At 44.8% G+C, this 23,621-nt stretch carries 23 protein-coding genes; 14 read left to right on the forward strand and 9 right to left on the reverse strand.

Annotation, left to right across the window (positions count from 1 at the left end):
* Positions 1–57 precede the first annotated feature (57 nt).
* From F0232_RS13255 to F0232_RS13280, 6 genes are all read left to right on the forward strand, one after another.
* Positions 58–429: a GntR family transcriptional regulator gene (locus tag F0232_RS13255; protein WP_004740059.1), complete on the forward strand. Its 372-nt coding sequence runs from the start codon at positions 58–60 to the stop codon at positions 427–429.
* Positions 426–1,280, forward strand: coding sequence for an ABC transporter ATP-binding protein (locus tag F0232_RS13260; RefSeq protein ID WP_061031289.1), 855 nt, complete (start codon positions 426–428; stop codon positions 1,278–1,280). Before F0232_RS13255 ends, F0232_RS13260 begins: the two co-directional genes overlap by 4 nt.
* On the forward strand, positions 1,280–2,137 hold the full coding sequence (locus F0232_RS13265; protein ID WP_061031290.1) for a hypothetical protein: 858 nt from the start codon (positions 1,280–1,282) through the stop codon (positions 2,135–2,137). Before F0232_RS13260 ends, F0232_RS13265 begins: the two co-directional genes overlap by 1 nt.
* A gap of 909 nt (positions 2,138–3,046) precedes the next feature.
* Entirely contained in the window at positions 3,047–3,337 is a 291-nt protein-coding gene (locus tag F0232_RS13270) for a putative quinol monooxygenase (protein WP_061031291.1), read from the forward strand.
* Positions 3,334–3,888 (forward strand): nucleotidyltransferase family protein, encoded by a 555-nt coding sequence (locus tag F0232_RS13275; protein ID WP_105057964.1) that lies wholly within the window; start codon positions 3,334–3,336, stop codon positions 3,886–3,888. Before F0232_RS13270 ends, F0232_RS13275 begins: the two co-directional genes overlap by 4 nt.
* Before the next feature lie 144 nt (positions 3,889–4,032).
* Positions 4,033–4,458, forward strand: a complete 426-nt coding sequence (locus F0232_RS13280; RefSeq protein WP_061031293.1) for a bifunctional diaminohydroxyphosphoribosylaminopyrimidine deaminase/5-amino-6-(5-phosphoribosylamino)uracil reductase RibD — start codon at positions 4,033–4,035, stop codon at positions 4,456–4,458.
* Between the two features lie 76 nt (positions 4,459–4,534).
* On the opposite strand, the gene F0232_RS13285 is transcribed toward F0232_RS13280, so the two are convergent.
* The gene (locus tag F0232_RS13285) at positions 4,535–4,987 is read right to left on the reverse strand and encodes an NUDIX pyrophosphatase (protein WP_061031294.1); all 453 of its coding nucleotides are present in this window, start codon (positions 4,985–4,987) and stop codon (positions 4,535–4,537) included.
* Between the two features lie 286 nt (positions 4,988–5,273).
* Here F0232_RS13285 and F0232_RS13290 point away from each other — a divergent pair, with 286 nt between their 5' ends.
* The 4 genes from F0232_RS13290 to F0232_RS13305 all read left to right on the forward strand — a co-directional run bounded on the left by F0232_RS13290 (position 5,274) and on the right by F0232_RS13305 (position 10,131).
* The gene (locus tag F0232_RS13290) at positions 5,274–6,986 is read left to right on the forward strand and encodes an RluA family pseudouridine synthase (protein ID WP_061031295.1); all 1,713 of its coding nucleotides are present in this window, start codon (positions 5,274–5,276) and stop codon (positions 6,984–6,986) included.
* Between the two features lie 196 nt (positions 6,987–7,182).
* Complete coding sequence (locus F0232_RS13295) at positions 7,183–7,566, forward strand: hypothetical protein (protein WP_061031296.1); 384 nt, start codon at positions 7,183–7,185, stop codon at positions 7,564–7,566.
* Positions 7,567–7,829: 263 nt separating this feature from the next.
* Positions 7,830–8,990 carry a multidrug effflux MFS transporter gene (locus F0232_RS13300; protein WP_061031345.1) on the forward strand — a complete coding sequence of 387 codons (1,161 nt, stop codon included), beginning with the start codon at positions 7,830–7,832 and terminating at the stop codon, positions 8,988–8,990.
* Positions 8,991–9,114: 124 nt separating this feature from the next.
* The gene (locus tag F0232_RS13305; protein ID WP_105057963.1) at positions 9,115–10,131 is read left to right on the forward strand and encodes an alpha/beta fold hydrolase; all 1,017 of its coding nucleotides are present in this window, start codon (positions 9,115–9,117) and stop codon (positions 10,129–10,131) included.
* Between the two features lie 17 nt (positions 10,132–10,148).
* Here F0232_RS13305 and F0232_RS13310 read toward each other — a convergent pair whose 3' ends face one another.
* Both F0232_RS13310 and F0232_RS13315 read right to left on the reverse strand, forming a co-directional pair.
* The gene (locus F0232_RS13310; protein WP_171750834.1) at positions 10,149–11,198 is read right to left on the reverse strand and encodes an AraC family transcriptional regulator; all 1,050 of its coding nucleotides are present in this window, start codon (positions 11,196–11,198) and stop codon (positions 10,149–10,151) included.
* Between the two features lie 108 nt (positions 11,199–11,306).
* Complete coding sequence (locus tag F0232_RS13315; RefSeq protein WP_105057961.1) at positions 11,307–12,263, reverse strand: GlxA family transcriptional regulator; 957 nt, start codon at positions 12,261–12,263, stop codon at positions 11,307–11,309.
* Positions 12,264–12,352: 89 nt separating this feature from the next.
* Between F0232_RS13315 and F0232_RS13320 the strand changes: the two genes are divergently transcribed.
* Entirely contained in the window at positions 12,353–12,913 is a 561-nt protein-coding gene (locus F0232_RS13320) for a cysteine hydrolase family protein (RefSeq protein ID WP_105057960.1), read from the forward strand.
* Positions 12,914–13,035: 122 nt separating this feature from the next.
* Here F0232_RS13320 and F0232_RS13325 read toward each other — a convergent pair whose 3' ends face one another.
* The 4 genes from F0232_RS13325 to F0232_RS13340 all read right to left on the reverse strand — a co-directional run bounded on the left by F0232_RS13325 (position 13,036) and on the right by F0232_RS13340 (position 16,385).
* The gene (locus tag F0232_RS13325; RefSeq protein WP_105057959.1) at positions 13,036–14,394 is read right to left on the reverse strand and encodes a Na+/H+ antiporter NhaC family protein; all 1,359 of its coding nucleotides are present in this window, start codon (positions 14,392–14,394) and stop codon (positions 13,036–13,038) included.
* Positions 14,395–14,583: 189 nt separating this feature from the next.
* Complete coding sequence (locus F0232_RS13330) at positions 14,584–15,348, reverse strand: hydratase (protein WP_048612850.1); 765 nt, start codon at positions 15,346–15,348, stop codon at positions 14,584–14,586.
* A 206-nt stretch (positions 15,349–15,554) separates the two neighbouring features.
* Positions 15,555–15,860, reverse strand: a complete 306-nt coding sequence (locus F0232_RS13335; protein WP_050711803.1) for a DUF3861 domain-containing protein — start codon at positions 15,858–15,860, stop codon at positions 15,555–15,557.
* Between the two features lie 33 nt (positions 15,861–15,893).
* The gene (locus tag F0232_RS13340; protein ID WP_105057958.1) at positions 15,894–16,385 is read right to left on the reverse strand and encodes a DUF2798 domain-containing protein; all 492 of its coding nucleotides are present in this window, start codon (positions 16,383–16,385) and stop codon (positions 15,894–15,896) included.
* 97 nt (positions 16,386–16,482) lie between these two features.
* On the opposite strand from F0232_RS13340, the gene F0232_RS13345 reads away from it, so the two are divergent.
* The gene (locus tag F0232_RS13345) at positions 16,483–16,908 is read left to right on the forward strand and encodes a MarR family winged helix-turn-helix transcriptional regulator (protein ID WP_017060573.1); all 426 of its coding nucleotides are present in this window, start codon (positions 16,483–16,485) and stop codon (positions 16,906–16,908) included.
* Between the two features lie 113 nt (positions 16,909–17,021).
* Here F0232_RS13345 and F0232_RS13350 read toward each other — a convergent pair whose 3' ends face one another.
* Positions 17,022–18,083 (reverse strand): MBL fold metallo-hydrolase, encoded by a 1,062-nt coding sequence (locus F0232_RS13350; RefSeq protein WP_105057957.1) that lies wholly within the window; start codon positions 18,081–18,083, stop codon positions 17,022–17,024.
* Between the two features lie 280 nt (positions 18,084–18,363).
* On the opposite strand from F0232_RS13350, the gene F0232_RS13355 reads away from it, so the two are divergent.
* On the forward strand, positions 18,364–20,262 hold the full coding sequence (locus F0232_RS13355; RefSeq protein WP_253821954.1) for a methyl-accepting chemotaxis protein: 1,899 nt from the start codon (positions 18,364–18,366) through the stop codon (positions 20,260–20,262).
* 41 nt (positions 20,263–20,303) lie between these two features.
* Here F0232_RS13355 and F0232_RS13360 read toward each other — a convergent pair whose 3' ends face one another.
* Positions 20,304–22,088, reverse strand: a complete 1,785-nt coding sequence (locus F0232_RS13360; RefSeq protein ID WP_105057956.1) for an SgrR family transcriptional regulator — start codon at positions 22,086–22,088, stop codon at positions 20,304–20,306.
* 601 nt (positions 22,089–22,689) lie between these two features.
* Between F0232_RS13360 and rimK the strand changes: the two genes are divergently transcribed.
* A complete protein-coding gene (rimK, locus tag F0232_RS13365) occupies positions 22,690–23,595 on the forward strand; it encodes a 30S ribosomal protein S6--L-glutamate ligase (RefSeq protein WP_019824669.1) in 906 nt (301 codons plus the stop codon).
* Positions 23,596–23,621 lie beyond the last annotated feature (26 nt).

Here is a 23,621-nt window from a genome sequence, read left to right on the forward strand (position 1 = left end):
CAATACGAATAAAAAGGTTAGTGTTATACACATGTATATCACCATGCAGTTTTAATTATGACCGAATGGAAAGACGACCAACCGATCTTTAGGCAGCTTGCCACTAAGATCAGCGACCAGATTCTGCAAGGTATTTGGCTAGAGCAACAGGCCCTGCCCTCTGTGCGCGCTGTTGCTGCTGATCTTAAAATCAACCACCTTACCGTCATGAAAAGCTACCAGTTACTGGTTGATGAAGGCTTGGTTGAAAAGAAGCGAGGCCAAGGTATGTATGTAGCCGAAGGTGCACTTCAAAAACTGAAAGAGTCCGCACACCAAACTTTCATCAACACACAGATCCCAGCCATCGCTGAGACGCTAGGCATCATTGATATGAGTGTCGAAGAACTCGTGAAACAGCTAGAACAACACATCAAGGACAAGTCATGAGTACTTTACTTTCCGCGAAAAACGTCACTAAAGCTTATTCAAATCAAGTGGGTGTAGAGAACATCAGCTTTGAGCTAAAGCCAGGACAAGTACTAGGTTTACTTGGTCACAATGGCGCTGGTAAATCGACTCTCATCAAATCACTGCTTGGTGGGCATAACTATCAGGGTGAAATCGAAGTCAACGGCTACCACCCAATCCACCAGCACGCAGAGCTCATGCAGCACTTATCGTATATCTCTGATGTCAATGTGCTGCCTGAATGGATGACCATCAAACAGCTACTTCGTTACACCGAAGGTGTCCACCCAAGTTTCAACCGACAAAAAGCCGAGCTAACCCTAAGTAGCACCAACATCAAGCTCTCTTCCACAATCAAACAGCTCTCTAAAGGGATGAAAGTACAAGTTCATCTGGCGATCATCATTGCCACCGACACTCAAGTGTTGATTTTGGATGAACCAACACTCGGACTAGATTTGATTTACCGTGATACCTTCTACCGTCACTTGTTGGAGTGGTTCCACGATGGTGAGCGCGCGATGATCATTGCTAGCCATGAGGTTTCTGAGATCGAACACCTACTGACAGATGTACTTATTCTCAAACAAGGCCGCTGCGTGCTGAAGAAAAGTATGGAAGCGATCGAGAGTGATTACTTCATTATCGAAGTTGCTAACAACCACTCAAGCGACATTCAAAAACTGAAACCACTCACTTCACAACCGGGGCTAGGAACGACTAAATGGTTATTGGAAGGTCAATACAAACCACAAGTTGAATCACTAGGTAACATCTACAACGTTGGCCTTGCCGACCTATTCCTTGCAACACAAACGGAGAAGGCATAATGCACCCAAGTTTTTATATGCTAGAAAAAGAACTTATCGAGCACAAAATCAATACTCGATTACCTCTATTCGTTGCGTTGTGTGGTTTGTTACTGTTCGTGAGTCTGTTCTTTAATGGCGCGGCACAGCATGAGTTTTTCTTCCAGATGGAAGTTAACGGTGATGTGAGCGACATCCACAGAGAGTTCGCACAAGACCTTAACTCAGTGATCTACTTTGGCGCGGGCCTAATTTCACTGCTGCTTTCAACGCTGTATATCCCAAAAACACTGCGTAAAGAGCGTCAAGAGGGCAGCTCAATGTTTTGGAGAAGCATGCCGGTATCGAATGCTCTGACTCACGGTGTGAAGCTAGGCTTTGGTTTAGTGGTGATACCCGCTATCTGCGCCCTATTGGTTCTATTTGCCGATGTTCTATTCTGGATTCTAAACGTATCTAGCGAGCAACAACTGGCGCTATTAGTAGAACAGCAATCACTGTTTTATGTGCTCACCAATTGGTTGGTATTCTTTGGTCGAATGCTGTTAGTTGCCTTGGTGGTATTGCCGTTAGCGACAATGACACTGGCGATCTCGCAGCTGGTTAACTCGCCATTGCTTGTGATCTTTGTTTCAAGCTTTGCAATCAAATGGCTGGCTATCGCACTGTTCGGTTTCTATGGCATCAATGACTTCTTTTCTGTTATCGCTTCACTACCGATGAAAGTACTTACGGCAAGTAACCCGTTCAGCGCGCTCTCTGACGTCTCTATCTTATCTTTGAGTATTTACGTCTTGCTTGGTATCGGTGGCTATCTACTGAGCCTAAAACTCAATAGAACAGACGATGTGAGTTTGAAGACACTGTTCCAGCCATAGAGTTATCGCTGCTAATAAGCAACACGATAGAACAAGAAAGGTAGTAAAGCTTCTGAGAAATCGGGAGCTTTTTTATTGCCAATTAGTTTCAGGTAGTAGTTGGATCTGAAATAGTTTAAGGAAGCAGAGAGTAAGCCGAGGAGAAGATGAACCAAGAGAGTATTAATGAGCTGACATTAAATTGCATCGTAACGAATGCCTGCCAGCTCTTTGAGGGATGATTTCTTTAGTCGCCGACCAGATGAAGGTCCTTGAGAACACTATTGAAATCGGTTTGTTGCGTTTTTAGCGCCAGTAAATGGCTTTGTTTGAAAAGCTATCAGCTTTTCAAGTTTGTCGCTTTATCGTTTGAGATATAAAGCTTATTTCTTTGAAGCTTCTTTCGATGTGTCTTTCCAGTATTGGATACGAACGCGATGAAGCTGTGCTCTTCTCATTTTTTTCATAAGGTATATTTCCTTCTCATTTAGCTGCTCTTCATGAGCTATTTTTATTGCCAACCATTCGAATCTAACGGTGTTTGACGGCTAGTTCAATGATATAAATCACAAAATATAAAGAGTTCTGAGTACCATTTACATCAAAGTATGACCTAGATATCAACTGTGGCTCAATTTCATCGTATGAGCCGTTTTACGAATTTAAGGTTAAATATCTCAGATGACAAACTCATTTCAGTATCAATACAGTTCTATGATACCTATTTAATAGACCGGATTACCTCAAGTTTAGTTCCCAAAATTTGTTGGCAACTCACAATAAGTTACACGGTAACGTAAATCCAATGAAATCTCACTGTTTTTTATTCACACCGGTCTATACGATACAAACTCAAAATGGGATTATGTTTGTCACGGATGGCGCTTTTAGTAAAAAAGCGAGTAATAGTAAATTTAAATGGACGTAATAATGAGCAAGGTCATTCTACAAGGACATATTCTCGTGCCAGACAACGAACTAGAGTTGGTAACACAAGCGCTAGTCGTTCATAAGGAACTCACACTGGCAGAACCTGGTTGTATTGTATTTCGTGTCAGCCAAAGCACACTTCAGCCTAACCGTTTCGAAGTTTATGAAGAGTTCACCAGTCGTGAGGCATTTGAAGCCCACCAAAGTAGGGTTAGATCCTCCGACTGGGGCAAGATAACCAAGAACGTGACACGCCACTATCAAGTGACCGATGTGACCACACCATCATGACCCAAGCATTAGCCAGCCAAATCGCAGTCTTGATCTCACAAGATCCTCTGCGGATGAAGGTTTTAGAGTGCGTGTCTCAACTCGAGCTGCCGCAATGCTATGTGGCAGCCGGCTTTGTGCGGAATCTCGTCTGGGATCACCTGCATGGCTTTGACGTCCCAACACCGCTCAACGACATTGATGTGATCTATTTTGAACGCAGTGATAGTGACTACGAATTAAACCTTCAATACGAAGCTCAACTTCTAGAGTGGCTACCTGAACTCAATTGGCAGGTTCGTAATCAAGCCAACATGCACACTCGAAATAACGATACCCCTTATCAAAGCACATTAAATGCCATGGGCTACTGGCCCGAGAAAGAAACAGCCATCGCCGTAAAACAAAACCTCAGCGGGCATATCGAATGTATATCGGCTTTTGGCTTAGAAAGCCTATTTGATTTGAAGATCACGCCTAACCCCAATCGTAGTCGTGATACGTTTGACCAAAGAGTCCAATCTAAAAACTGGTTAACTCATTGGCCAAAGTTAACCATTGACCAGAGTTAACTATTGCTGACAGCTAACTATCAAACAGCTTCAAAGCTAAAACCATTGACTAATAGCCCAATCAGATCGAACATGCCTCACTTCTTAGCGAAACCGCACGCGGTAACAAACGATTTCTTCTTCTCGTCATACTGAGTAACAACCATGAACCAACAATACATGCTGCAAGCACTTGAAGCTTCGCACCAAGCCCTACCCGATTGTCAACCAAACCCACCAGTGGGATGTGTTTTGGTGAAGAACGATAAAGTAGTGTCTATTGGTTACACACAAAAGGTTGGTGGGAACCACGCTGAAGTCGAGGCACTGAATCACTATGACGGCGATATGGAAGGCGTAACAGCTTACGTGACATTAGAGCCGTGCTCTTTTGTCGGTAGGACACCAGCTTGTGCTAATACTCTGGTTAAAGCCGGTGTAAAACACGTTGTCGTCGCTATGCTCGATCCAGATCCTCGTAATAATGGCCGCGGTGTAGCAATACTGGAAGCGCATGGTGTGAAAGTTGACGTGGGACTATGCCAAGTAAAAGCGAGTGCCTTTTTAACCCCATATCTTGGTAAGTCTTAGAGCTCAGCACCTGTAGAGTTTAGCTATTGCGCTAAGCTTATTGAGCACTCGTTACTCAACATCCACCAAACCAGGTCTAACCCACGTCTACTCGATAAAGTGGGTTAGCTGGCTTATCAACAAAGTATGACCAGATATGTTCGTAAACCGCATGTTGGTTAGGGAATGGTGCCAACGCTTTCGCTTCCTCTAAACTGCACCAACGATACTCAGTGTGCTCATGGTTCAACTCTACCGCTTGGTTAGGTGGGCACAACACGGCAAATATTGGAATGAGTTGAATCACATTGACGTTAGCCTCGTAAAACTGCTCTAGAAATTGAGCGTTATACAGCGCTTTTGCCTCAATCTTTGTTTCTTCTTCAAACTCACGCACGATTGCCTGCCAGCCAGTTTCACCCGCTTCGATCGAGCCTGCAACATGGCACCAATACCCACCTTTCACACGCTTCATTAATAGCATTTTTGTTTGCCCGTCGATCTCAGAAAGAGCGACACCAGCCACAATCGAAGTATTGAGTGGAATCATAACGTTACCTTATCTTGAACACCAAACGTGCAAGCCTAGCACCCTTCGTTTATCAAAAACGTCTCTTGGAATGAAAAACGAGAGACCAATCATTAATTTGTATTGTTTGCCTGAACACTTGAGCATTGCGCAGGTAATCATGTCACTTCTTACAAGCGAAGGCGCTATTTCTTATTTGAGAGGCTTTTCGATAAAGAGTAGAATCGCCGCCTTATACTGTATTTATGCTCTCAAAGCATCGGCCATAGGCCCACAGTCATTTATCAACATAAAGTAAGACAACTATATGCACTCATCAAACTCCGCACACGACTCAGAAAACAGCCACACACCTGAGCATTGCTTCACTCGCTTTCAACAGCCGATCGAGTCATATTCGTTGCCAGAGCGTTTCACCTTTCCGTTTTATTACGAACCACACCCACTATGTGAAATCGCATCTCAACAGCTTCAACAGCATCTAGAAACACAAACCGACTGGCAACACGACTTCGGGCTAGATTCTGATGAAGGTCGCGGCAAAATGTTTGGTGTATTACTGGTGAAAAGCCCTGAAGGTGAACTTGGTTACTTCTCTGCTTTCTCTGGGAAAATCGCCGACCAAAATCTACTGCCCCACTTTGTGCCACCAGTATTTGACATGCTAAGCAGCGACAGTTTTTTCCATCAAGATACAGCCGACATGATGGCTGTGAATGCAAAATTCAAAGCACTGCAAGCTAACGCAGAATATCTAGAGTTGTGTGAACAATTAACACAGCAAAAAGCGCAGGCAGAACAAGAGATTGAAGCTCAACGCTTGTTGATCATTGAAGGCCGCAAAACACGTAAAGCGCAACGTGAACAAGGCAAAGCAAACCTTGATGAGCAGGCTTTCGAGCAGCTAAATAACGAGCTAAACAAAGCCAGTGTAGCCGACAAGAATCAGCAGAAGTACCTTAAACTCAACTGGGAACAGACCCTAAATGAGCTTCAAGGCAAAGTTGATGTCTTTAAAACTCAATTGGCTGAACTCAAAGAGCAAAGAGCACACATTTCTCATCAGCTCCAACACAAGTTGTTTTCACAGTACGCTTTCCAAAATGCGGAAGGAAACGTTGAAGACCTTAACCAAATCTTTGAAAACACGCCAAACAAGATACCGCCAGCAGGCTCTGGCGAATGTGCTGCCCCTAAATTGCTTCAATACGCGTACTTGAACGGTTACACACCATTGGCACTGGCTGAGTTTTGGTGGGGGCGCTCACCGAAATCAGAGATCCGCAAACACAAGAAATACTACGCCTCTTGCCAAAGCAAATGTGTACCGATCCTTGGTCATATGATGAAAGGTCTTGAAGTGGATCCAAATCCACTATTAGAGAACCCAGCGGAAGGCAAAGAGCTCGATATTCTGTTCCAAGATGAGCACATTGTTGTGGTTCATAAGCCGGCAGGGTTTCTTTCCGTACCAGGTAAAACCATCAAAGATTCCGCCTACACTCGCGTTCAGGAAATGCATCCCGATGTGGAAGGGCCGTTCGTGATCCACCGTTTGGACATGGCGACCTCTGGCATTCTGATATTCGCCCTCACTCGACGTGCAAACAAAAGCTTGCAGAAGCAGTTCATTACTCGTGAAGTCGAGAAGCGATATGTCGCAATGATTGAAGGCGTTCTAGCAGAAGATGAAGGCTATGTTCGACTGCCACTGCGTGGTGATTTGTATGACCGCCCTCGTCAGATTGTCTGCTACGAACATGGTAAACCTGCAGAAACCAAATGGGAAGTGATTGAGCGAAACGAGCAAACCACTAAGGTTTACCTGCACCCTAAAACAGGGCGTACACACCAGTTACGTGTTCACTGTTCACATGAAGAAGGGCTTCATATGCCTATCGTCGGTGATGGCTTGTATGGCAACAAAGCTGACCGTCTTCACCTACACGCAGAAAGGCTCGCACTGCACCACCCAATCACCAAAGAGTGGATGGAATTCCAGTTCGATGCAGAGTTCTAAAGGCTATCATCAATAACGAGCCTTAATGATAAGGAGTCACACCATTTGTGGCTCCTCCGTTCACTTCCCTCTATTTTCACCCGCTTGTTTCTCCTACCTCTTTCGGGTATATCGCCACGCTTATTGCACTACATCAAGGTTCATTTTGTTGTGAGGCGTAGGATGCCCCTCTTCAACTTTCCTTGAGGCCTTTGATATGTCATCAGCTGCTTTGAATTTACACCCTAATACTCAGACATCTTCTTTGATTGCTGCTCAAACACCAAAAGAGTTAAAAACAATTACGACCAGAAAACCGGATCTGAATTCGGCCATGTTAAATCTGATCGAAGAAGTGAAAAACGAACTCCCTCTATACGAATCAGAAACGTTTATCTGTGGGCCAAAAGGAAACTGCTCGGGTTGCTCTAAGAAACTGCTAGAGATGGTCGACACAGAATTGATGTACTGGGAACACAGTATCTCAATGGGACAAGGGCCAAACTTCGAAGAACTGCGTCGCTTCGGTAAGCTATGCAGCAGTGTAAGACGTGGCTTAGAAAGAAACGGGCTCGTAGAAAAGCGTCCGAGAAAAAGATAACAAGTTCAGAAGGTAAATATTACCGACAACACTTATCACTAACTGGTTGAAGTTATTAACTATAAGAGTGATAATGTTTTGTAATACAATTTAGCAGTCAGACAATATCTCAGAGGCTTTCGCTACCTTCTTTAGCGAGTCCATTCTTCATGTTTGATGTGTCTACGCCTTCTGAAACACAACATTACATCCATTAGAAATCTTTTCTTGGATAACGGGGAGAGACCTTGAAGAAACCACAACCAGTACTGGGTAAGACCGGTATGCTATTTTTCCTCGTGATTATCAGCGCGTTTCCTCCGCTAACCATCGATCTTTATTTGCCGGCACTTCCGCAAATGGTCGAGGTGTTCAATACCGATCAATCGATGGTCAACCTAACCCTAAGCAGCTACTTCGTTACCTATGCAGTCGGCCTGTTATTCTGGGGACCACTCAGTGAAAAATTTGGCCGTAAGCCGATTCTATTGATTGGCTTGGCGAGTTATATGGTGGCGAGCATATTGTGTGCAATGACTCACAGCATCGAACAGCTAATAAGTGCTCGTATCTTCCAAGCGTTTGCGGGCAGTGCCATCACGGTTATTGCCACCGCCATTGTGAAAGACCTTTATGAAGGTCGTGAACGTGAAAAGATCATGGCGACTATCATGTCACTAGTGATTATCGCACCCATGGTCGCGCCTGTATTTGGTGCCTTCCTGTTAAAGATCGCATCTTGGAGAATGATGTTCGTCACTCTCGCGATTTTTGGCGCATTCGCCTCAGTATTAGCGTTCTGCTATCGAGAAACACTTGAAACCAAGTACCAAGGTTCTATGTTCCGTTCATGGGGAAGAATGGGCGTAGTCATGAAAAACCGCTCGTTCGTCAAGCTACTGGTTATTTTCTCTATCACACCAATGGCGCTGATGGGCTTTCTAGCTGCAGGATCGTACATTTACATCAATGACTTCGGACTCACCGAACAACAATTCAGTTACGCGTTCGCATTCAACGCATTGTGCGCCTCATTCGGGCCAACCATTTATATGAAGTTGTCCTATCGCATGCCAGTTCAAAAAGTCATCACCGGATGTTTTGCTTTATTGGCGCTTGCGGGCATCTTCACCCTAACTATTGGTGACCTGTCCCCTTGGTTCTTCATGTTCATCGCTGCACCAGCGACACTGATGGCGATCATCATGCGAGTACCCGGCACTAACTTGATGCTGAACCAGCAAGACCACGACACAGGCTCTGCAGTTGCACTGATTCAGTTCTTTAGCATGATCTGTGGCTCACTTGGCATGGTCTTGGTTTCAATCCGCCCAGACTCGTTAATTGAAAACCTCGGCTTTATCCAATTATCCGTCGGCACCCTAGGTGGCTTGATGTGGCTAATGGTTAGAAACAAAGAGTATGTGACGACGAAGCTGAATTAAGGTTGTTCCAATATCTAATCTTGTACTTAAACACGATTTAGGGCGTCCTCGATCGTGTTCGAGGTCTCGTGATACCTAGCCTTAGCGCATATTAACTCCAATCACCTCAATTGGAGTTAATACCATGAATTGGACACATTTACTGTTCATACCCCTACTTCTTCTTTGCAATTCTGCCGTCGCGTTCGATGTCGGATTCACTCAAGTCACCTTAACTGACGACCCTAATCGCCCGCTAAATACTGCCATTTGGTATCCCACATCAGATAAATCAGACACAACCTTGATTGGCGATAACCCCGCTTTCATCGGTACGCAAGTCATCAGGGATGGGGAGGTTCAATCTGGTACCTTTCCTGTGGTGCTTTTATCGCATGGCTATCGAGGAAATTGGCGAAACCAAAACTGGTTGGCGACCAAACTTGCGAGTCGTGGCTACATCGTAACAGCCGCCGATCATCCGGGTACCACCTCTTTCGACCACTCTCCAGAACAAGCAGCAAAGTGGTGGGAAAGGCCACGAGATGTATCGCGTATGCTGGACTATTTGTTATCCGAAACCTCGTGGAAGCAGTCTGCTAACGTCGACAATATTACCGCGATCGGGCATTCATTGGGTGGTTGGACTGTGATGCAATTGGCGGGAGCGGAAATGGATAGGCAAACCTTTGAGGCGAATTGTCTCATATCCCCCAACCCAAGAACTTGTGGGCTTGCCGAAGAGTTAGGGCTATCCAAAATCCAAGCTAAAGAACCAAGCAATAAAGATCTTTCAGATCCAAGAATTCAACGTGTGGTCAGCCTTGATTTAGGGCTTGCTCGTAGCTTTTCAGTCGGCAGCTTAAATGGCATCACAGTACCAACTTTAATACTGGCTGCTGGGATCGATATAGGGGATCTTCCTCAGGCATTGGAATCTGGCTATATTGCCGAGCACATGCCACTGAACTCAAGACGCTACAAGGTCTATGAAAACGCCACCCATTTCAGCTTCATTCAAGGCTGTAAACCCGGAGCTATACCTTTGCTTAATGAAGAGGTACCAGGCGATGGCATTATTTGTAAAGATGGCGTTGGTACATCACGTGACCAGTTACATAATCTCTTCTTCAATGACATCGCTCGCTTTCTGAATCGATAAACAAAAAGAAAACACACTCAACCTAACATTTGTGGCGAACTTCGAAACTCACTCGGAGTTTGCCCAGTTATCCTTGAAAACTCTCTATTGAAGTTAGACTTGGTCTGAAAGCCTGAACTTAGGTAGATGTCAGTTATCGCTTCATCGGTTTGCTTCAGAAGAGTCTTAGCGTGTTCAATCCGATAGGCGTTAATCACCTTCGAAATGTTCTGTTGGTGAGTTTGATTAACCGCAGACGATATTTTTCTAGCAGGAATGCCTAGCTTTCGTGCCAAGCGATTGAGAGACAGGTCAGGATCCTTGAATACTTGGCGTTCTCTCATTAATGCATCGAACTTAGCCATGATCTGAGTAGTTTCTTCAGTTTGGTCTTTATCTAAGCTGCTCGCCTCTTCTGGCGAGCGTTGTGACATGGGAGAGAAAACCTGCGCTTGCTGATTTTTTTCTTCGGCAGGCGTGCTCATACTGACCACCATCACAGCGGACACAATGGCTGGAATAAGAACAAGGTAGCTAATCGATAAAATCAGGTTGGTGTGCTGCGCATTCAATAGCAAGATATCGTAAAAGAGCACACTGTCTACCAAAGCGGAGAATAGTAGCATTACACCTGCAACCCGTTCAGCAACCAACACTTTCGAGATATCGGTTAGCCGCACTTGTTCCGGCAAGGTGCTCGACGACTTCAACAGCAAACCACCATAGCCGAGATAGAGCAATATCAGCAATACATCAAGGGTTCCCGCCCAGAGGTGCGTGTAGAAAAGTGAGCCAACTAAAACAGCAATCGGACCTAACCAATGCAAATTTGTGTTTGGTTTACTTCGATGAGCCCCCGCAAAGCACAGCCAAGCCGCCGCAGGAACACTGGCTCCGAGAATGGGTTGTAAGAAACGAAACAGCGCAATGTCTACCGTCCATCGCAGGCCTACCACAGTAACCATTAACGCGCAGAGAATGATAAACCAAAATGGCTTTTGACTGGTTTGTGGGTAACGGCATCGAAGCAGCACACCTGTCATCAATAACAACAGCGCCGCGACAAATGGTAAAGGAATGGCAAGCATCAACAGTCCGTTTAAGTTCGAGAAAAGATCACTTCCTCTTCAAAGCACTTCATTAGCGAAGTAAGTGAGCGAACCAGTGATACATATTGAATATCAATCTATGGTAAATCATTCCTCTGACAAAAATCTAGAGCGAAACCTTGATGGTGTTAAACCAATGATTTTCATAAAGACTTTTCGGAAGCTATTGACGTCTTCATACCCAACTAAGTAGCTGATTTTTTCTACTGGTTTATGGGAACTTTCCAGTAGCTCACACGCGCTTTGAACACGCACGTGTTGAATATAGTTAATCGGAGTCAAGGTCGTCGCTTTGGTAAATTGTCGAATAAAGGTTCGTCGCGTCATGAAGGCTTCCTCCGACAATTGATCTAGTGTCAAAGGAAGGTGGTGATTCTTTTGAATAAAGCGCTGCACAGACACAATCTTGTCATTCCCATGAGCGTAGTTAGGCACAAAACTTTGGTAGTAGCGCTGCTCTCTCAGCCCCGTATCCAACACCAGATATTTACCCAAATTACGCGTATTGGTTGGCGTCGTGTATTTAGTCAGGATAAACAGAGCCAAATCCATCCACGACATCAAACCACCAGCAGTAATGATGTCATCGTCATCGATCAGGATTTTGTCTATATCCACTTCGATTCCAGTATGGAGCTCCGAAAACAGTTGTTGAGCTTGCCAGTGCGTGGTGACGGTTCGCCCTTCTAGCAATCCGGTTTGAGCAAGAATGAACACGCCAGCGCACGCTGAACACAATATTGAACCCTTTTGATGAGAGTCAATCAGGTAATCCGTTAGCCTATCATCACGCTCTAGGTAGTAGCTGCCATCTAGGTTGGGCGGCAATAAAATGATATTGGCTTTAGACTCTTCATTTGAGTTACCCGATGAAACCGATAAGTCGCCATAAGGCTTAATCTCAACCTGGAACTGAACCGTTTCACTTTCAGAATCAAGGCTGTTCGCCATCTGAAGGAACTCTTTTACTCCAAACACAGCGCTCTGCAGAGAGCCTGGGTAATCGATGATTTCGACCTTTACTGATTTTGTCACTATTGCCATAGAGTCTGTCATTTTTGACGTGCGTTAAAAAATAGAGAGTAGTCATAATATCCCTACACCACAAGACATTAACAACAAAGGTATGGATTATGAGCAATACTGCACTACTACTTATTGATTTCCAAAACGACTACTTTCCTTCATACGAAGGCGCGAAATGGGCACTCTCTGAAACAGAAAAAGCGGCAGAAAAAGGCGCGCAATTACTCGAGACATTCCGCAATAAGAAACGACCAATTGTTCATGTACGCCATGAATTTCCAACCAATGAAGCACCGTTCTTCTTGCCACATTCCGATGGTGCTCAAATCCATAGCAGCGTAGCACCTCTGCAAGGTGAGCCAGTGATTGTGAAACAGCAGATCAATAGCTTTAGAGATACAGAACTGGACAAAGTATTGAAGGAACAAGGCGTTGAAAGGCTAATCATTGTCGGCGCGATGAGCCACATGTGTATTGACGCAGTGACTCGCGCAGCAACTGACTTGGGTTATGAATGTCACGTCGCCCATGATGCTTGCACCACACTGGATATGGAGTTCAATGGCGTTAAAGTACCGGCAGCACATGTTCACGCCGCATTCATGGCAGCACTTAGCTTTGGTTATAGCAACGTTGCCACAGCAAACGAGCTAGAGAAGCTGCTTTAATCAAGATCCGCCTATGTGGTAAGCACTCAGATTCGTGATTGCCACCTAAACTGACGGTCTACATATTAAAAGCACAAAAAAGGCGCCGATTAAGGCGCCTTCTGACTAGAAACAATTTCTTATTAAGCTGCGGCAGTTTTACGCGCTGGGTGTTTAATAAACACAGCGACTACAGCCACGATTGCAAGCGCGAAACAGTAGTAAGAGTTAGACACGATCTCTAGCGGCGATAGGTTAAACACAGAGCCCAATAGCAATACCTGAGCACCGTAAGGCAATACGCCTTGAATCACACACGAAAAGATATCCAACAAGCTTGCAGAGCGACGTGGAGATACATCGTTCTCTTCAGCTAATTGGCGAGCCACACTACCAGAAACAATGATTGCTACCGTGTTGTTTGCCGTACATAGGTTCACCATTGATACTAAGCCTGCAATGCCTAGCTCACTTGCGCGGCCATTCGCTTGCTTAGAGTGAGAAGAACCAAATGCACGAATCAAACCGCTCACTAAGTTAGTCAGAAACGCTAATCCACCTTGGCGACGCATCAGCTCACTCAAACCACCAATCAGCATCGACAGTAAGAAGATCTCTTGCATGTTGCCAAAGCCTGAGTAGATGTCTTGAGCGTAATCCGTCATACCGTAGTTCTCAACAGAACCTAGGCTCACTCCACCCGCTAGCAAGATACCAATCGTCAACACAACGAACACATTCATGCCCGATACCGCAAGGATTAGGATAGTGATGTACGGAAGGACTTTCAGCCATTCAATTGGGCCTGTTTCAGGAACTTGAGTTGCTGTGCTGTTGAAAGCAAAGATAACAATCGCGATAAGTGCAGCAGGAAGTGCAATACGGATGTTCTCTTTAAACTTGTCTCTCATCTCACAGCCTTGCGAGCGAGTCGCGGCAATCGTGGTATCAGAGATGATTGAAAGGTTATCACCAAACATAGCGCCACTTAGCACCACGCCAGCAGTCAGAGGAATGCTCATGCCTGCAGAGTCAGCAATGCCTAGTGCAACAGGAGCAACCGCAGCGATAGTACCCATAGATGTGCCCATTGCGGTCGCAATGAACGCCGAAATAAGGAAGATGCCCGGTAGGATCATGCTCGTTGGGATAGCGGATAGACCAAGGTTTACCGTCGCATCCACGCCACCAGAAGCTTTAGCCACAGCAGCAAAAGCACCCGCCAATAGGTAGATCATACACATTGCAATAATGTCTTTGTGACCCACACCACCTAAGAACTGCTCGATCGCACGGTTCAATTTATCTTTGCTCAATAGCAGCGCTAACATCACGGCAGGCAGAGCCGCAATCGGAGCTGGAAGCTGATAGAAAGCAAAATCGACGCCTTGTAGCGACAGGTATGTACCCACGCCAATAAACAGCGCAAGAAAGACAATCAGAGGGATAAGCGCCACTGCCGAAGGGGCAATTACCGCATTAGAATTTTTCGAATTGGACATGGAACGACAACACAATAGAACAGGAAGGTGAGCAGACTAATGTCACACTTAGAACTTGTCAACGTCTAGACGTCTAAACGCCTAATTTAATGCAAAGTAATAAGAACCCTATTGAGCATCACGTAATAAAAAAGGCTATTTACTCATCAGTAAACAGCCTTTCGATAACAGATAGTGAGTCGCTAGAAGTTAGCGTTTCTGCTTGAACGTTACTTGGTATTCGCCAATACCTTCGTAGTGGAAGGTCGTTGGTTTATCGAATTCCATTTCCACGATACCGCAGTAAGAGCCCGTGATAATGGCTTCACCCGCTTGGAAATCAACACCACGACGCGTCATGTAGTTAATCAACCAGTAAATTGGGCTTGGTGGCAGTGTATTCGGGTGCTTACCGTCGAATGCTTGAACTTGCTCGCCTTGAGTCACTTCAATACTGATCTCTGCAGAAGTGAACGCTTTTTCGCGATCAATCTCAGGGCCAATAAATAGACCTTGATTTACTAGGCCATCGGCCAGCTTTTCATAGAACTCAGCGCCGCTGTCATCCGCAAAACGAGATTGCATTAACTCAAGTGCCATGTGGCAAGAACCAATCGCTTCGTTGATTTGCTCTTCGCTATAGCCTTCTTGGCTTGCAGGCAGGCTCTTAGCAAGCGTAAATGCAATTTCAGGCTCAACACGTACTACGTCGTTGTCAGCAAACAGTTCACAAACTTCGCCTTGCTGAACGCTGCCCGAGAAGATTGGCGCAACAACAAACTTGTCTTCAGCCAGAGGAAGTAAGCACTTCCAACCGCCGACTTTATCGCTTTTCAAATCGATCATTGAAGATTGGATCTTTAGCGCATCTTCCAAGTTATTCGGACGGTACTGTTCGTCCAATCTTGGTGCTTTAGTGCCAGCAACGCGACGACTCAATAGTTCTTCAGCTGCTTGTTTAAATACATTTGTCATATAATATCACCTTTAGTTTTATGACCAGTATAATATCGGATTTCTTAAAGCTTGAATAGACAATTCAACAACGGTGCTACACCGAAAATTCAGCCATCAATTTTCGCATATTCTAGACTCAAACAACTGAAATTATTTTGATTTAAAGACAACAAAAGCCAGTAAGTTCGTTACTGGCTTTTCGATGTGTTGCTGATGGTTAGGCTTTACTGCCCTTTCAAGGTCTTCTTAAGGTTTTGCATGAAGTCTCTGAAGTGAGGCATAAAATTCACAAACAGAGGATGCTTGCGATCTTGCATCATCAATGGACCGAGTAAGCGGATACTCACGCCTAGTCGCGTTGCTGATTGCTCATCTAAGCCGCTGTCTTGTTTGATCTTCTCAACAATCGCGAACATGTTTTCTCTGTCTTCAATTTCAAACTGCATGGTTTGAAGTTCGCGGTCTTCTTTAACGCTCACTTCTTCAATAGTGATGCGGTAGTTATTGTGTTTGCCTGTAAATGCTTTCATGTGGATCTCCTACAATACTGTGAAATGTTTTGGCTAGCTCTTCATGAATCGTTCTAGCTTAGGTTTAACCGTCATCGACATTACGACCATGATCGTAAGGCCAATAGGAAGCGCGGCAATAAATCCATTAAACCATCCACTGGTAAACGCCGATGTATCCGAAAATCCAATATTATTTGCCGCTGTTACAAATGCCATCATGGACTCCATTATGAATGCCATGATCAGTCCGACGATCAGGTTGCGAACTTTCTCGCCATAAGTTGTGAACACTCTAACAACGGCTTTGGTTACTAAAGCCATCATCACCGCGCCCATTGGCATCATGATCACGACAACAAGGGCTAACGAAGAAAGCCAGTTACCAATAAATGCCTCGCCGAATCCGACATTCATGTAAGTCATCACGGCCGTTAAACTGCCGCCAATCGTCAGCATTAAGCTCATCATGACCAAAATTTTGTATAAAACCGGTGTGCCTTTTTGCTCAGGAAGAGTTGGCGTTAGAGTTGCTTGAATCGTCATATCTATTTCCTGTCTTGAATTTACGAACAATTAAGTTGATAATGTCAACTATAAATACAGTAGTTGATAATGTCAACTACATTTCTAAGGATCGTTTATGTCTGATAACACATCGCTAGAGTCTATCTTTCGTTTAGTGCACTCTTTGAAACGTCAAATGAGCGAACAGATTGAGAGCTTAGACTCAGAGATCGCACCTATGAACATTCGTGTCATGAAGATCATTACTAAGAAGTCTCCATGTACCGCTATCGATATCGCACACTTCCTAGATCGTGATAAAGCACAGGTCACTCGGCTTATTAATGCCTTGATCAATCAGGAACTTGTGAAAAAGTCTCCGAACCCGGAAGACAAGCGCAGCCAGTTATTGGTTCTGACTGATAAGGGTCAAGAGATCATGAGTAAGGTCTCGGATATCGATCGAGACATGCTGAAGAGAATGACCAAAGGCATGGCCGAAGATGAGTTAGAACAATTCAGAAAAATTGCGAAGAAAATGGCGCAGAACTTAGAGAGCTGATTTTCAAAATAAAACGAAAAAACGCCACCGAATCGAATGATCAGTGGCGTTTTTTGTATCAGCTGGTTTTATACAGATTAGCGGTATGGCGACTTCTCACTTAGAAGAGAGTGTTAATTAGATGCCAGTTTCCACCATGCCTGAACAGGTACAGGCTCTGAGATCACCAAACGTTCACCCATCACTGGGCTTACCATTTTTACATCTCGCTCTTTGCTTATCGCCAGTGCTTGTTCCATTGGGTCTTGCCAATCATGCATAGAAAGGTCGAAGGTACTGTTGTGGATTGGCATCATCACCTTACCTTGCAGATCAATGTGCGCCTGAACACTCTGTTCTGGGAACATATGAATATCCGCCCAAAGAGAATTATACGCGCCCGTTTCAACCATGGTTAAGTCAAACGGCCCATAGCGCTCACCAATCTCTTTAAAGCCGCTGAAGTAACCGGAGTCACCGCTAAAGAAGACTTTCTTGTCTGAAGCGTTAATAACCCAGCTACCCCACAGTGTTTGGTCACGATCAAGCAAGCCACGACCAGAGAAATGCTGTGTCGGCGTCAACGTGAACTCAATATCTGAGGCCGTTGCCGATTCCCACCAATTCAACTCAATGATCTTCTCTTTATCCACGCCCCACTTTTCCAATAGAGCGCCCACTCTTAATGGCACTAAGAACGTTCCCACTTTGTCAGCGAGCACCTTAACGGCACCTTTGTCTAAATGGTCGTAGTGATCGTGGCTGATCACCACCACATCAATATCGGGTAGGTCTTGCAGTGTGATTGGTGTCGGATGAAAACGCTTTGGTCCCATCCATTGCACTGGTGATGCACGATCACTGAACACAGGGTCAGTCATCACTAACTTGCCATCCAGCTTCATCATCACGCTTGAGTGACCTAAGCGGTAAGCAACGTCGTCTTGTTCTTCGATCAATTGCTCAGCTGTCATTGGAATCAAAGGCAATGCAGCGCGCGGCACTGGCTCATTTCTTTCCACGGTTACATACGCTTTCAAGATTGAAAAAATATCAGACATGCCCGATTTGTACTCTAACTCACTGTTAGCAAACTTCTTTGGAAGCTTATCTAGATTGTCATTTGATTGTGAACCTGTGCTTACGATAGCGACCACGGCAAGTACTCCTAAAATCGGTAATAGATATTTTTTCATCGGTATCTCTTCAATCGTTGGGAAAGACCCAACTCAAAAACTACACTGGCTAGTTTACATGCCAAAAAACAAAAGTAAACCAGTGAGTGTAATTTATTTATTAACTGTATTTGGAAGAGAAGCGCTCCGTATGTCGAGCACAAACCAATGTAGACATCTTAAACCTGTACAAATATCGCACAGCACTCATTTCTAGACTTCATTTATTGACCATAAAGTCAGGTTTTAATTAACATTACATTTACAAATGGAATTGAATGTTTTTAGAAGGGAATCTAAATTGCACTTTACGATACGAACTAAAGCAATATTGGCGACGATCATCGCTGCGCTGGCTATTATTAGCGTGATGGGGATATATTCATTTCAATCAAGCCGAGCCATCTTGATTGACAGAACCTTTGAAAGAGAGCTACCTGCGTCACTTGGCGAGGTAAGCAATGAAATCAATCTCAAGCTAGAAACTCCTATTCTCGCTTCCAAGATGATGACGCTGTCTCCTTTGATGAAAAAAACCTCACTATCTGAGGAAGATCTTCGCGCCTATCTTGATTCCGTCAAAAACGAATTCAACGCCATCAGTGCCTATTACGTCTCCAACGAAGCAAGCACTTACTACACCCATAACGGTGCCCTAAAAACCATCTCTACGAATGAACAAAGCGATCAATGGTTCTACCGTTTCATTCAGTCAGATCAAGCCTTTGAGCTCTCTTTGGATATTGATGCTGCAACAGGCATTCCTGCGCTATTTGTTAATTATGTAGTCACTCGCAATGGCGAACGTATTGGCGTGACTGGTATTGGCTTAACTCTGGAAAGTATTACTCAATTGATCAGCAACTATAGCGTCGGTGAAAGCGGTATTGTTTTTCTTGTCGATCGACAAGGGATCATCAAGGTTCACCCAGATAAGAACCTGATTGGACGTTCACTAGACTCTTTAGGCATTAAAGCTAGTCAGTTAATCGGCAGTAAACAAACTGTCGTTCATGAAGCTATCGTCGAAAGTCAGCCGCAAATTCTGGGTTCCAAAGCGATGCCAAGTATAGGTTGGACTCTAATTACGCAAATTCCTAAACAAGACGTACTAGGTGAATTAAACGGCTTTAGCCAAACCATCATCTTTATGGCTCTGCTCATTGCTGCCATTTATACGCCGATCGCAGCATGGGCGACCAACAAGCTCTTGCTTCCGTTTGTGGAAGTAGCCGAGCGATTACAACAGATAGGGAAAGGTGGTGGTGACCTCACCTTTCGCTTAGATGATTCGCGAGATGACGAAATAGGACAAATCGCGAAAGGCTACAATCAGTTCGTGCAATATCTGAGTGATTTACTCAAAGATGTCTCAAATACAGGTATCCAAATATCTGAATCTATCCAAGGTGTCGATCACATGGCGCAGTCGATGGAGCAAGACATCAAACAACAAACCAGCCAAATAGAACAAGTGGCAACAGCCATTCACGAGATGGGAGCCAGTTCTGACGAAATCGCACAAAATGCCAATGGTGCCGCCGATAGCGCACAACACGCAGCGAGTGCGATCAGCATTGGTCAAAAGTCCGTTTCTGTCACTTCAGAAAGCATCGAGCATATGAACAAGCAGCTCGATGACACAACGGAGATTATCAATCAACTCGCTCAAGATGCGAACTCCATTGATAGCGTGTTAGATGTCATCAACAGTGTCTCTGAACAAACCAACTTATTAGCTCTTAATGCCGCGATAGAGGCCGCTCGAGCTGGCGAACAAGGTAGAGGTTTTACGGTGGTAGCAGACGAAGTAAGAACTCTCGCCTCACGAAGCCAAGCATCGACCGAAGAGATTCGAGGTATTATTGAAAAGCTTCAGCAACGTACTCAACAAGCCGTGACGGCTATCGAGACCAGCACTACCCTTGGCAGTAATTGTCAGGTTGAAGCCTCCAACTCAGAGCAACAACTCTCGAGTATTTCTCATAGTGTCGACGAGATGAATGCCATGAACATGCAGATCGCCTCAGCAACAGGTCAGCAATCAAACGTCATCAACGAGATCTCACCGCATATCTCTGGAATTTCTGAAATAGCCCGAGAGAGCGACAATATGATAGAGAAAACGGCGCAAGAGTGTCAGCACCTACGCGCCAAAGCAATGCATTTAACGAGTTTGGTTTCTCAATTCAAATGCTAACTTACATGGAACAGGAAATATGCTGACCACTCCCACTCAAGTTAATCAGCAGACCATACATTCTTGAAATCTGGCCATCCCCAGTTGGTGATGGCCACGTTTTTCAGAATCCCTTGGAAACGAACGGTCTGTAAGTGATGGAACATAGGCACTAACCAATAGTCTGAGATGAGAGTAGACGCGATGGGTTCTAGCTCTGCCAAGTAATTAGGCAGTTCAACCGATGCTTTATGACTATCCAAGCGCTGCTTGAGCCAGTCGCTGTTCATCTCTCCCAAAGCAGAGTGCAAAACAGGATCGTTCATCATCCATGAGAACAGCGAAGACGGAGCATTGTCATCGAGGTTGAGGTTACACAACACTAAGTCCTCCTTTAACTCGCCACTCTGAGAGAGCTGCGCCAACTCTCGAAAACTGTAGGTGTTCACCTCAACTTCCACGCCATAGCGTTTGAGTATATCGGATACGCAAATCGCACATCGATACAACGCATAATAGTCGTAAACCGCAATGCTCATCTTTTTCGGCAGTTGTGTCTCTTTCGAAGGCGTTCGATACAATTTCTGCCAACTTGGTAGTATATTTTGAGCTAAAGAGACACTGAACAAACCCTTGTTATGTTCCAACTGAAACAAAATCGCTTGTGGGTTGGTCAGTTGTGAAAGGTATTTGCGCTGCTCATTATTTAGTGGGCTAGCCGCTGAGTTCTGATTGAACAGGATAAACAAGCATCCATCCTCGACTCGGCTACGAAGGCCGTCTGTGTCTGCTGAAACAAGTTCCGCATCGCTTTTCCCTAATTGATGGAAGCACGATGAATCTTCATAAGGCGATACGTGCATTTGGCTATCATCGAAACGAGCAGTGCCCGTCATTGATTCCTCAAACTGCCAGATGGTCACCTCATCGGTTAACGAGCGACAACCATAATAGTGTTCAAATGCAGCGAGCTTGATTCGTTCATTGTTGGTCTCAACCACTTTAAATGGGCCGGTTCCAATAACAGCATGGGACACGGTACTTAATGGCGACGGTTCTCGGGTGACTTGCGCTGCGGGTTGAATCGAATATTTAACACCAGCAAGTAAGCCAGCAAAGCCGGTATCTGCTTTAGTGAGTTGAAAACTGATCCTCAATGGCTGCTCACTGTAAACCGAAGCGACATGGGCTAGCTCTGTCTGATAGAAAGGTAAGGTTTGCAACGCAGAAAACATCGAAACTAATTGCTTAGCATCCACAGGCTGTCCGTCATGGAAAGTAAGTCCCGGGCGCAGATAGAAAGTCCAAACGAGCTTTTCAGCATCATATTGCCAATGATGCGCCAGTTCAGGCTTCAACTCGCCTTTGCCATTACAAGTCACTAAACAACTGAACACTTGCCTGATCAAAAATCGTTCACTACTACGATGAATATGATGCGGGAACAGATCTTCGAACTTACGTTTGTAGGTTAATTGGACGTGCAGTAACCCTTCGCGCATCGTCGCACCGGATGTTTCTTGGAGAAGAGAGCCAAACACTGCACGGTCATTATCCAAAATAGAGAGCGCTTTTTCGTACTTGCCCTGCTCTATCAGCTTGCTGGCAACATGTTGAGTCAGTTGTTGATTGCTAAAGCGCAATGTCAGGTTAGAACGTTGATTCCTGCCAACTTTTGGCTCCCACACCACCCATTCAGCCTGATGCATCTTGCCGAGTAAGGTTCGTGCATGGCGCAAACTGGTAAACAGCTTGTCTGCCACCTCAGTCAAAGTCACCGAATGTGAGATGTTAGGCTCAAACGAATCCAGCCGAGTGTAGTAACGCATCATGTTTAGATCAGACAAATAATGAACCTTTTAGAAACAACCCTTCCTCATAAAGCCGATTATAAAACACATTTGTCTCTAAGTGACGATAAAAGCAAAAACAGGAACAACTTACCAAAAAACCGCCTGTTTATTACTTCCTGTTAAATGACCATAATTAATGGGTCAGCAAGGAACTTTGAGTTCCCACCAAAGCCTAATACAAGAGAAGTAATCATCATGAGAAAATACTATCTTAATAAGCTAAAAAGCACCTGTAGCAAGCTCGAAAGAGAAGCACTACGAACACTTATAGAGCTATGTAACTGGCGTTATTAGTACACTTTTAAGCACCAAGTTAACGCGAGTTGAGTACAACCTAATATGCTCCTACCCCCAATATGAGTTAGGTCTCAACTCGCTTTTCCATTCCAAATCCCCTCTCAACCCAGTTGTACCAATCGCTCACGCATTCGATAAATTTCTGTTGTCGACTCGACAAATTTAATTCGTTTTCTTAGTTAAACGAAAAGCCTTAAGGTTCGCCCCGAAGCAAGCAAGGAGCCTCAGAAAAACTGAAAGCTCAGCTAACAACTAATTTATTTGCAGTTACCAATCAGGTATTAACTAAGGAAACGCCATGCGTATCGCAATTCTTTCTCGCAACGAAAATCTATACTCTACTTCTCGCTTAAAAGCGGCTGGAGAAGCACGTGGTCACCAGGTCGATGTTATCGACACGCTGCACTGTGATATAGATATCGCGAGTAACAATCCGAAGATTCGCTACATGGGTGAAGAGCTACCTCAATACGATGCTGTTATTCCACGTATTGGCGCTTCCATTACCTTTTACGGAACTGCGGTTGTTCGCCAATTCGAAATGATGGGCACTTTTTGTATCAATGAGTCAGTTGCAATCAGTCGTTCTCGCGACAAACTGCGCTCACTACAACTGTTGTCTCGCAAAGGTATTGGCTTACCAAAAACAGGTTTCGCTAGCCGCCCAGACAAGATTCAAGACTTGATCAAAAACGTAGGTGGCGCGCCACTGGTTATCAAGCTTCTTGAAGGTACTCAAGGTATCGGTGTGGTTCTAGCTGAAACAAACAAAGCAGCAGAAAGCGTTATCGAAGCATTCATGGGCCTAAAAGCGAACATCTTGGTTCAAGAGTTCATTGAAGAAGCAAATGGCGCAGACATCCGCTGTTTTGTTGTTGGCAACAAAGTAATTGCAGCGATGAAGCGTCAGGCTGGTGAGGGTGAATTCCGCTCTAACCTGCACCGTGGCGGTACAGCTCAACTGGTTAAACTAACCAAAGAAGAGCGCGCTACAGCAATCAATGCTGCGAAAATCATGGGTTTAAACCTATGTGGTGTTGATATTCTACAATCTAAGAATGGCCCTGTTGTAATGGAAGTTAACTCTTCTCCTGGCCTAGAAGGTATTGAGAAAGCGACGGGCAAAGATGTAGCAGACATGATTTTCGAATTCATCGAAAAAAATGCAAAACCAAACGCTAACCGTACTCGTGGCAAAGGCTGATTTAACGCCGTTAACTCATGATTGGA

Origin of the sequence: Vibrio sp. T3Y01 (assembly GCF_013114525.1) — a bacterium.
Taxonomy (GTDB): domain Bacteria; phylum Pseudomonadota; class Gammaproteobacteria; order Enterobacterales; family Vibrionaceae; genus Vibrio; species Vibrio chagasii_B.

Coding starts and splice junctions, on each gene's coding strand:
- F0232_RS13255 (WP_004740059.1), top strand. CDS start 58: ATGACCGAATGGAAAGACGACCAACCGATCTTTAGGCAGCTTGCCACT.
- F0232_RS13260 (WP_061031289.1), top strand. CDS start 426: ATGAGTACTTTACTTTCCGCGAAAAACGTCACTAAAGCTTATTCAAAT.
- F0232_RS13265 (WP_061031290.1), top strand. CDS start 1,280: ATGCACCCAAGTTTTTATATGCTAGAAAAAGAACTTATCGAGCACAAA.
- F0232_RS13270 (WP_061031291.1), top strand. CDS start 3,047: ATGAGCAAGGTCATTCTACAAGGACATATTCTCGTGCCAGACAACGAA.
- F0232_RS13275 (WP_105057964.1), top strand. CDS start 3,334: ATGACCCAAGCATTAGCCAGCCAAATCGCAGTCTTGATCTCACAAGAT.
- F0232_RS13280 (WP_061031293.1), top strand. CDS start 4,033: ATGAACCAACAATACATGCTGCAAGCACTTGAAGCTTCGCACCAAGCC.
- F0232_RS13285 (WP_061031294.1), bottom strand. CDS start 4,987: ATGATTCCACTCAATACTTCGATTGTGGCTGGTGTCGCTCTTTCTGAG.
- F0232_RS13290 (WP_061031295.1), top strand. CDS start 5,274: ATGCACTCATCAAACTCCGCACACGACTCAGAAAACAGCCACACACCT.
- F0232_RS13295 (WP_061031296.1), top strand. CDS start 7,183: ATGTCATCAGCTGCTTTGAATTTACACCCTAATACTCAGACATCTTCT.
- F0232_RS13300 (WP_061031345.1), top strand. CDS start 7,830: ATGCTATTTTTCCTCGTGATTATCAGCGCGTTTCCTCCGCTAACCATC.
- F0232_RS13305 (WP_105057963.1), top strand. CDS start 9,115: ATGAATTGGACACATTTACTGTTCATACCCCTACTTCTTCTTTGCAAT.
- F0232_RS13310 (WP_171750834.1), bottom strand. CDS start 11,198: ATGCTTGCCATTCCTTTACCATTTGTCGCGGCGCTGTTGTTATTGATG.
- F0232_RS13315 (WP_105057961.1), bottom strand. CDS start 12,263: ATGGCAATAGTGACAAAATCAGTAAAGGTCGAAATCATCGATTACCCA.
- F0232_RS13320 (WP_105057960.1), top strand. CDS start 12,353: ATGAGCAATACTGCACTACTACTTATTGATTTCCAAAACGACTACTTT.
- F0232_RS13325 (WP_105057959.1), bottom strand. CDS start 14,394: ATGTCCAATTCGAAAAATTCTAATGCGGTAATTGCCCCTTCGGCAGTG.
- F0232_RS13330 (WP_048612850.1), bottom strand. CDS start 15,348: ATGACAAATGTATTTAAACAAGCAGCTGAAGAACTATTGAGTCGTCGC.
- F0232_RS13335 (WP_050711803.1), bottom strand. CDS start 15,860: ATGAAAGCATTTACAGGCAAACACAATAACTACCGCATCACTATTGAA.
- F0232_RS13340 (WP_105057958.1), bottom strand. CDS start 16,385: ATGACGATTCAAGCAACTCTAACGCCAACTCTTCCTGAGCAAAAAGGC.
- F0232_RS13345 (WP_017060573.1), top strand. CDS start 16,483: ATGTCTGATAACACATCGCTAGAGTCTATCTTTCGTTTAGTGCACTCT.
- F0232_RS13350 (WP_105057957.1), bottom strand. CDS start 18,083: ATGAAAAAATATCTATTACCGATTTTAGGAGTACTTGCCGTGGTCGCT.
- rimK (WP_019824669.1), top strand. CDS start 22,690: ATGCGTATCGCAATTCTTTCTCGCAACGAAAATCTATACTCTACTTCT.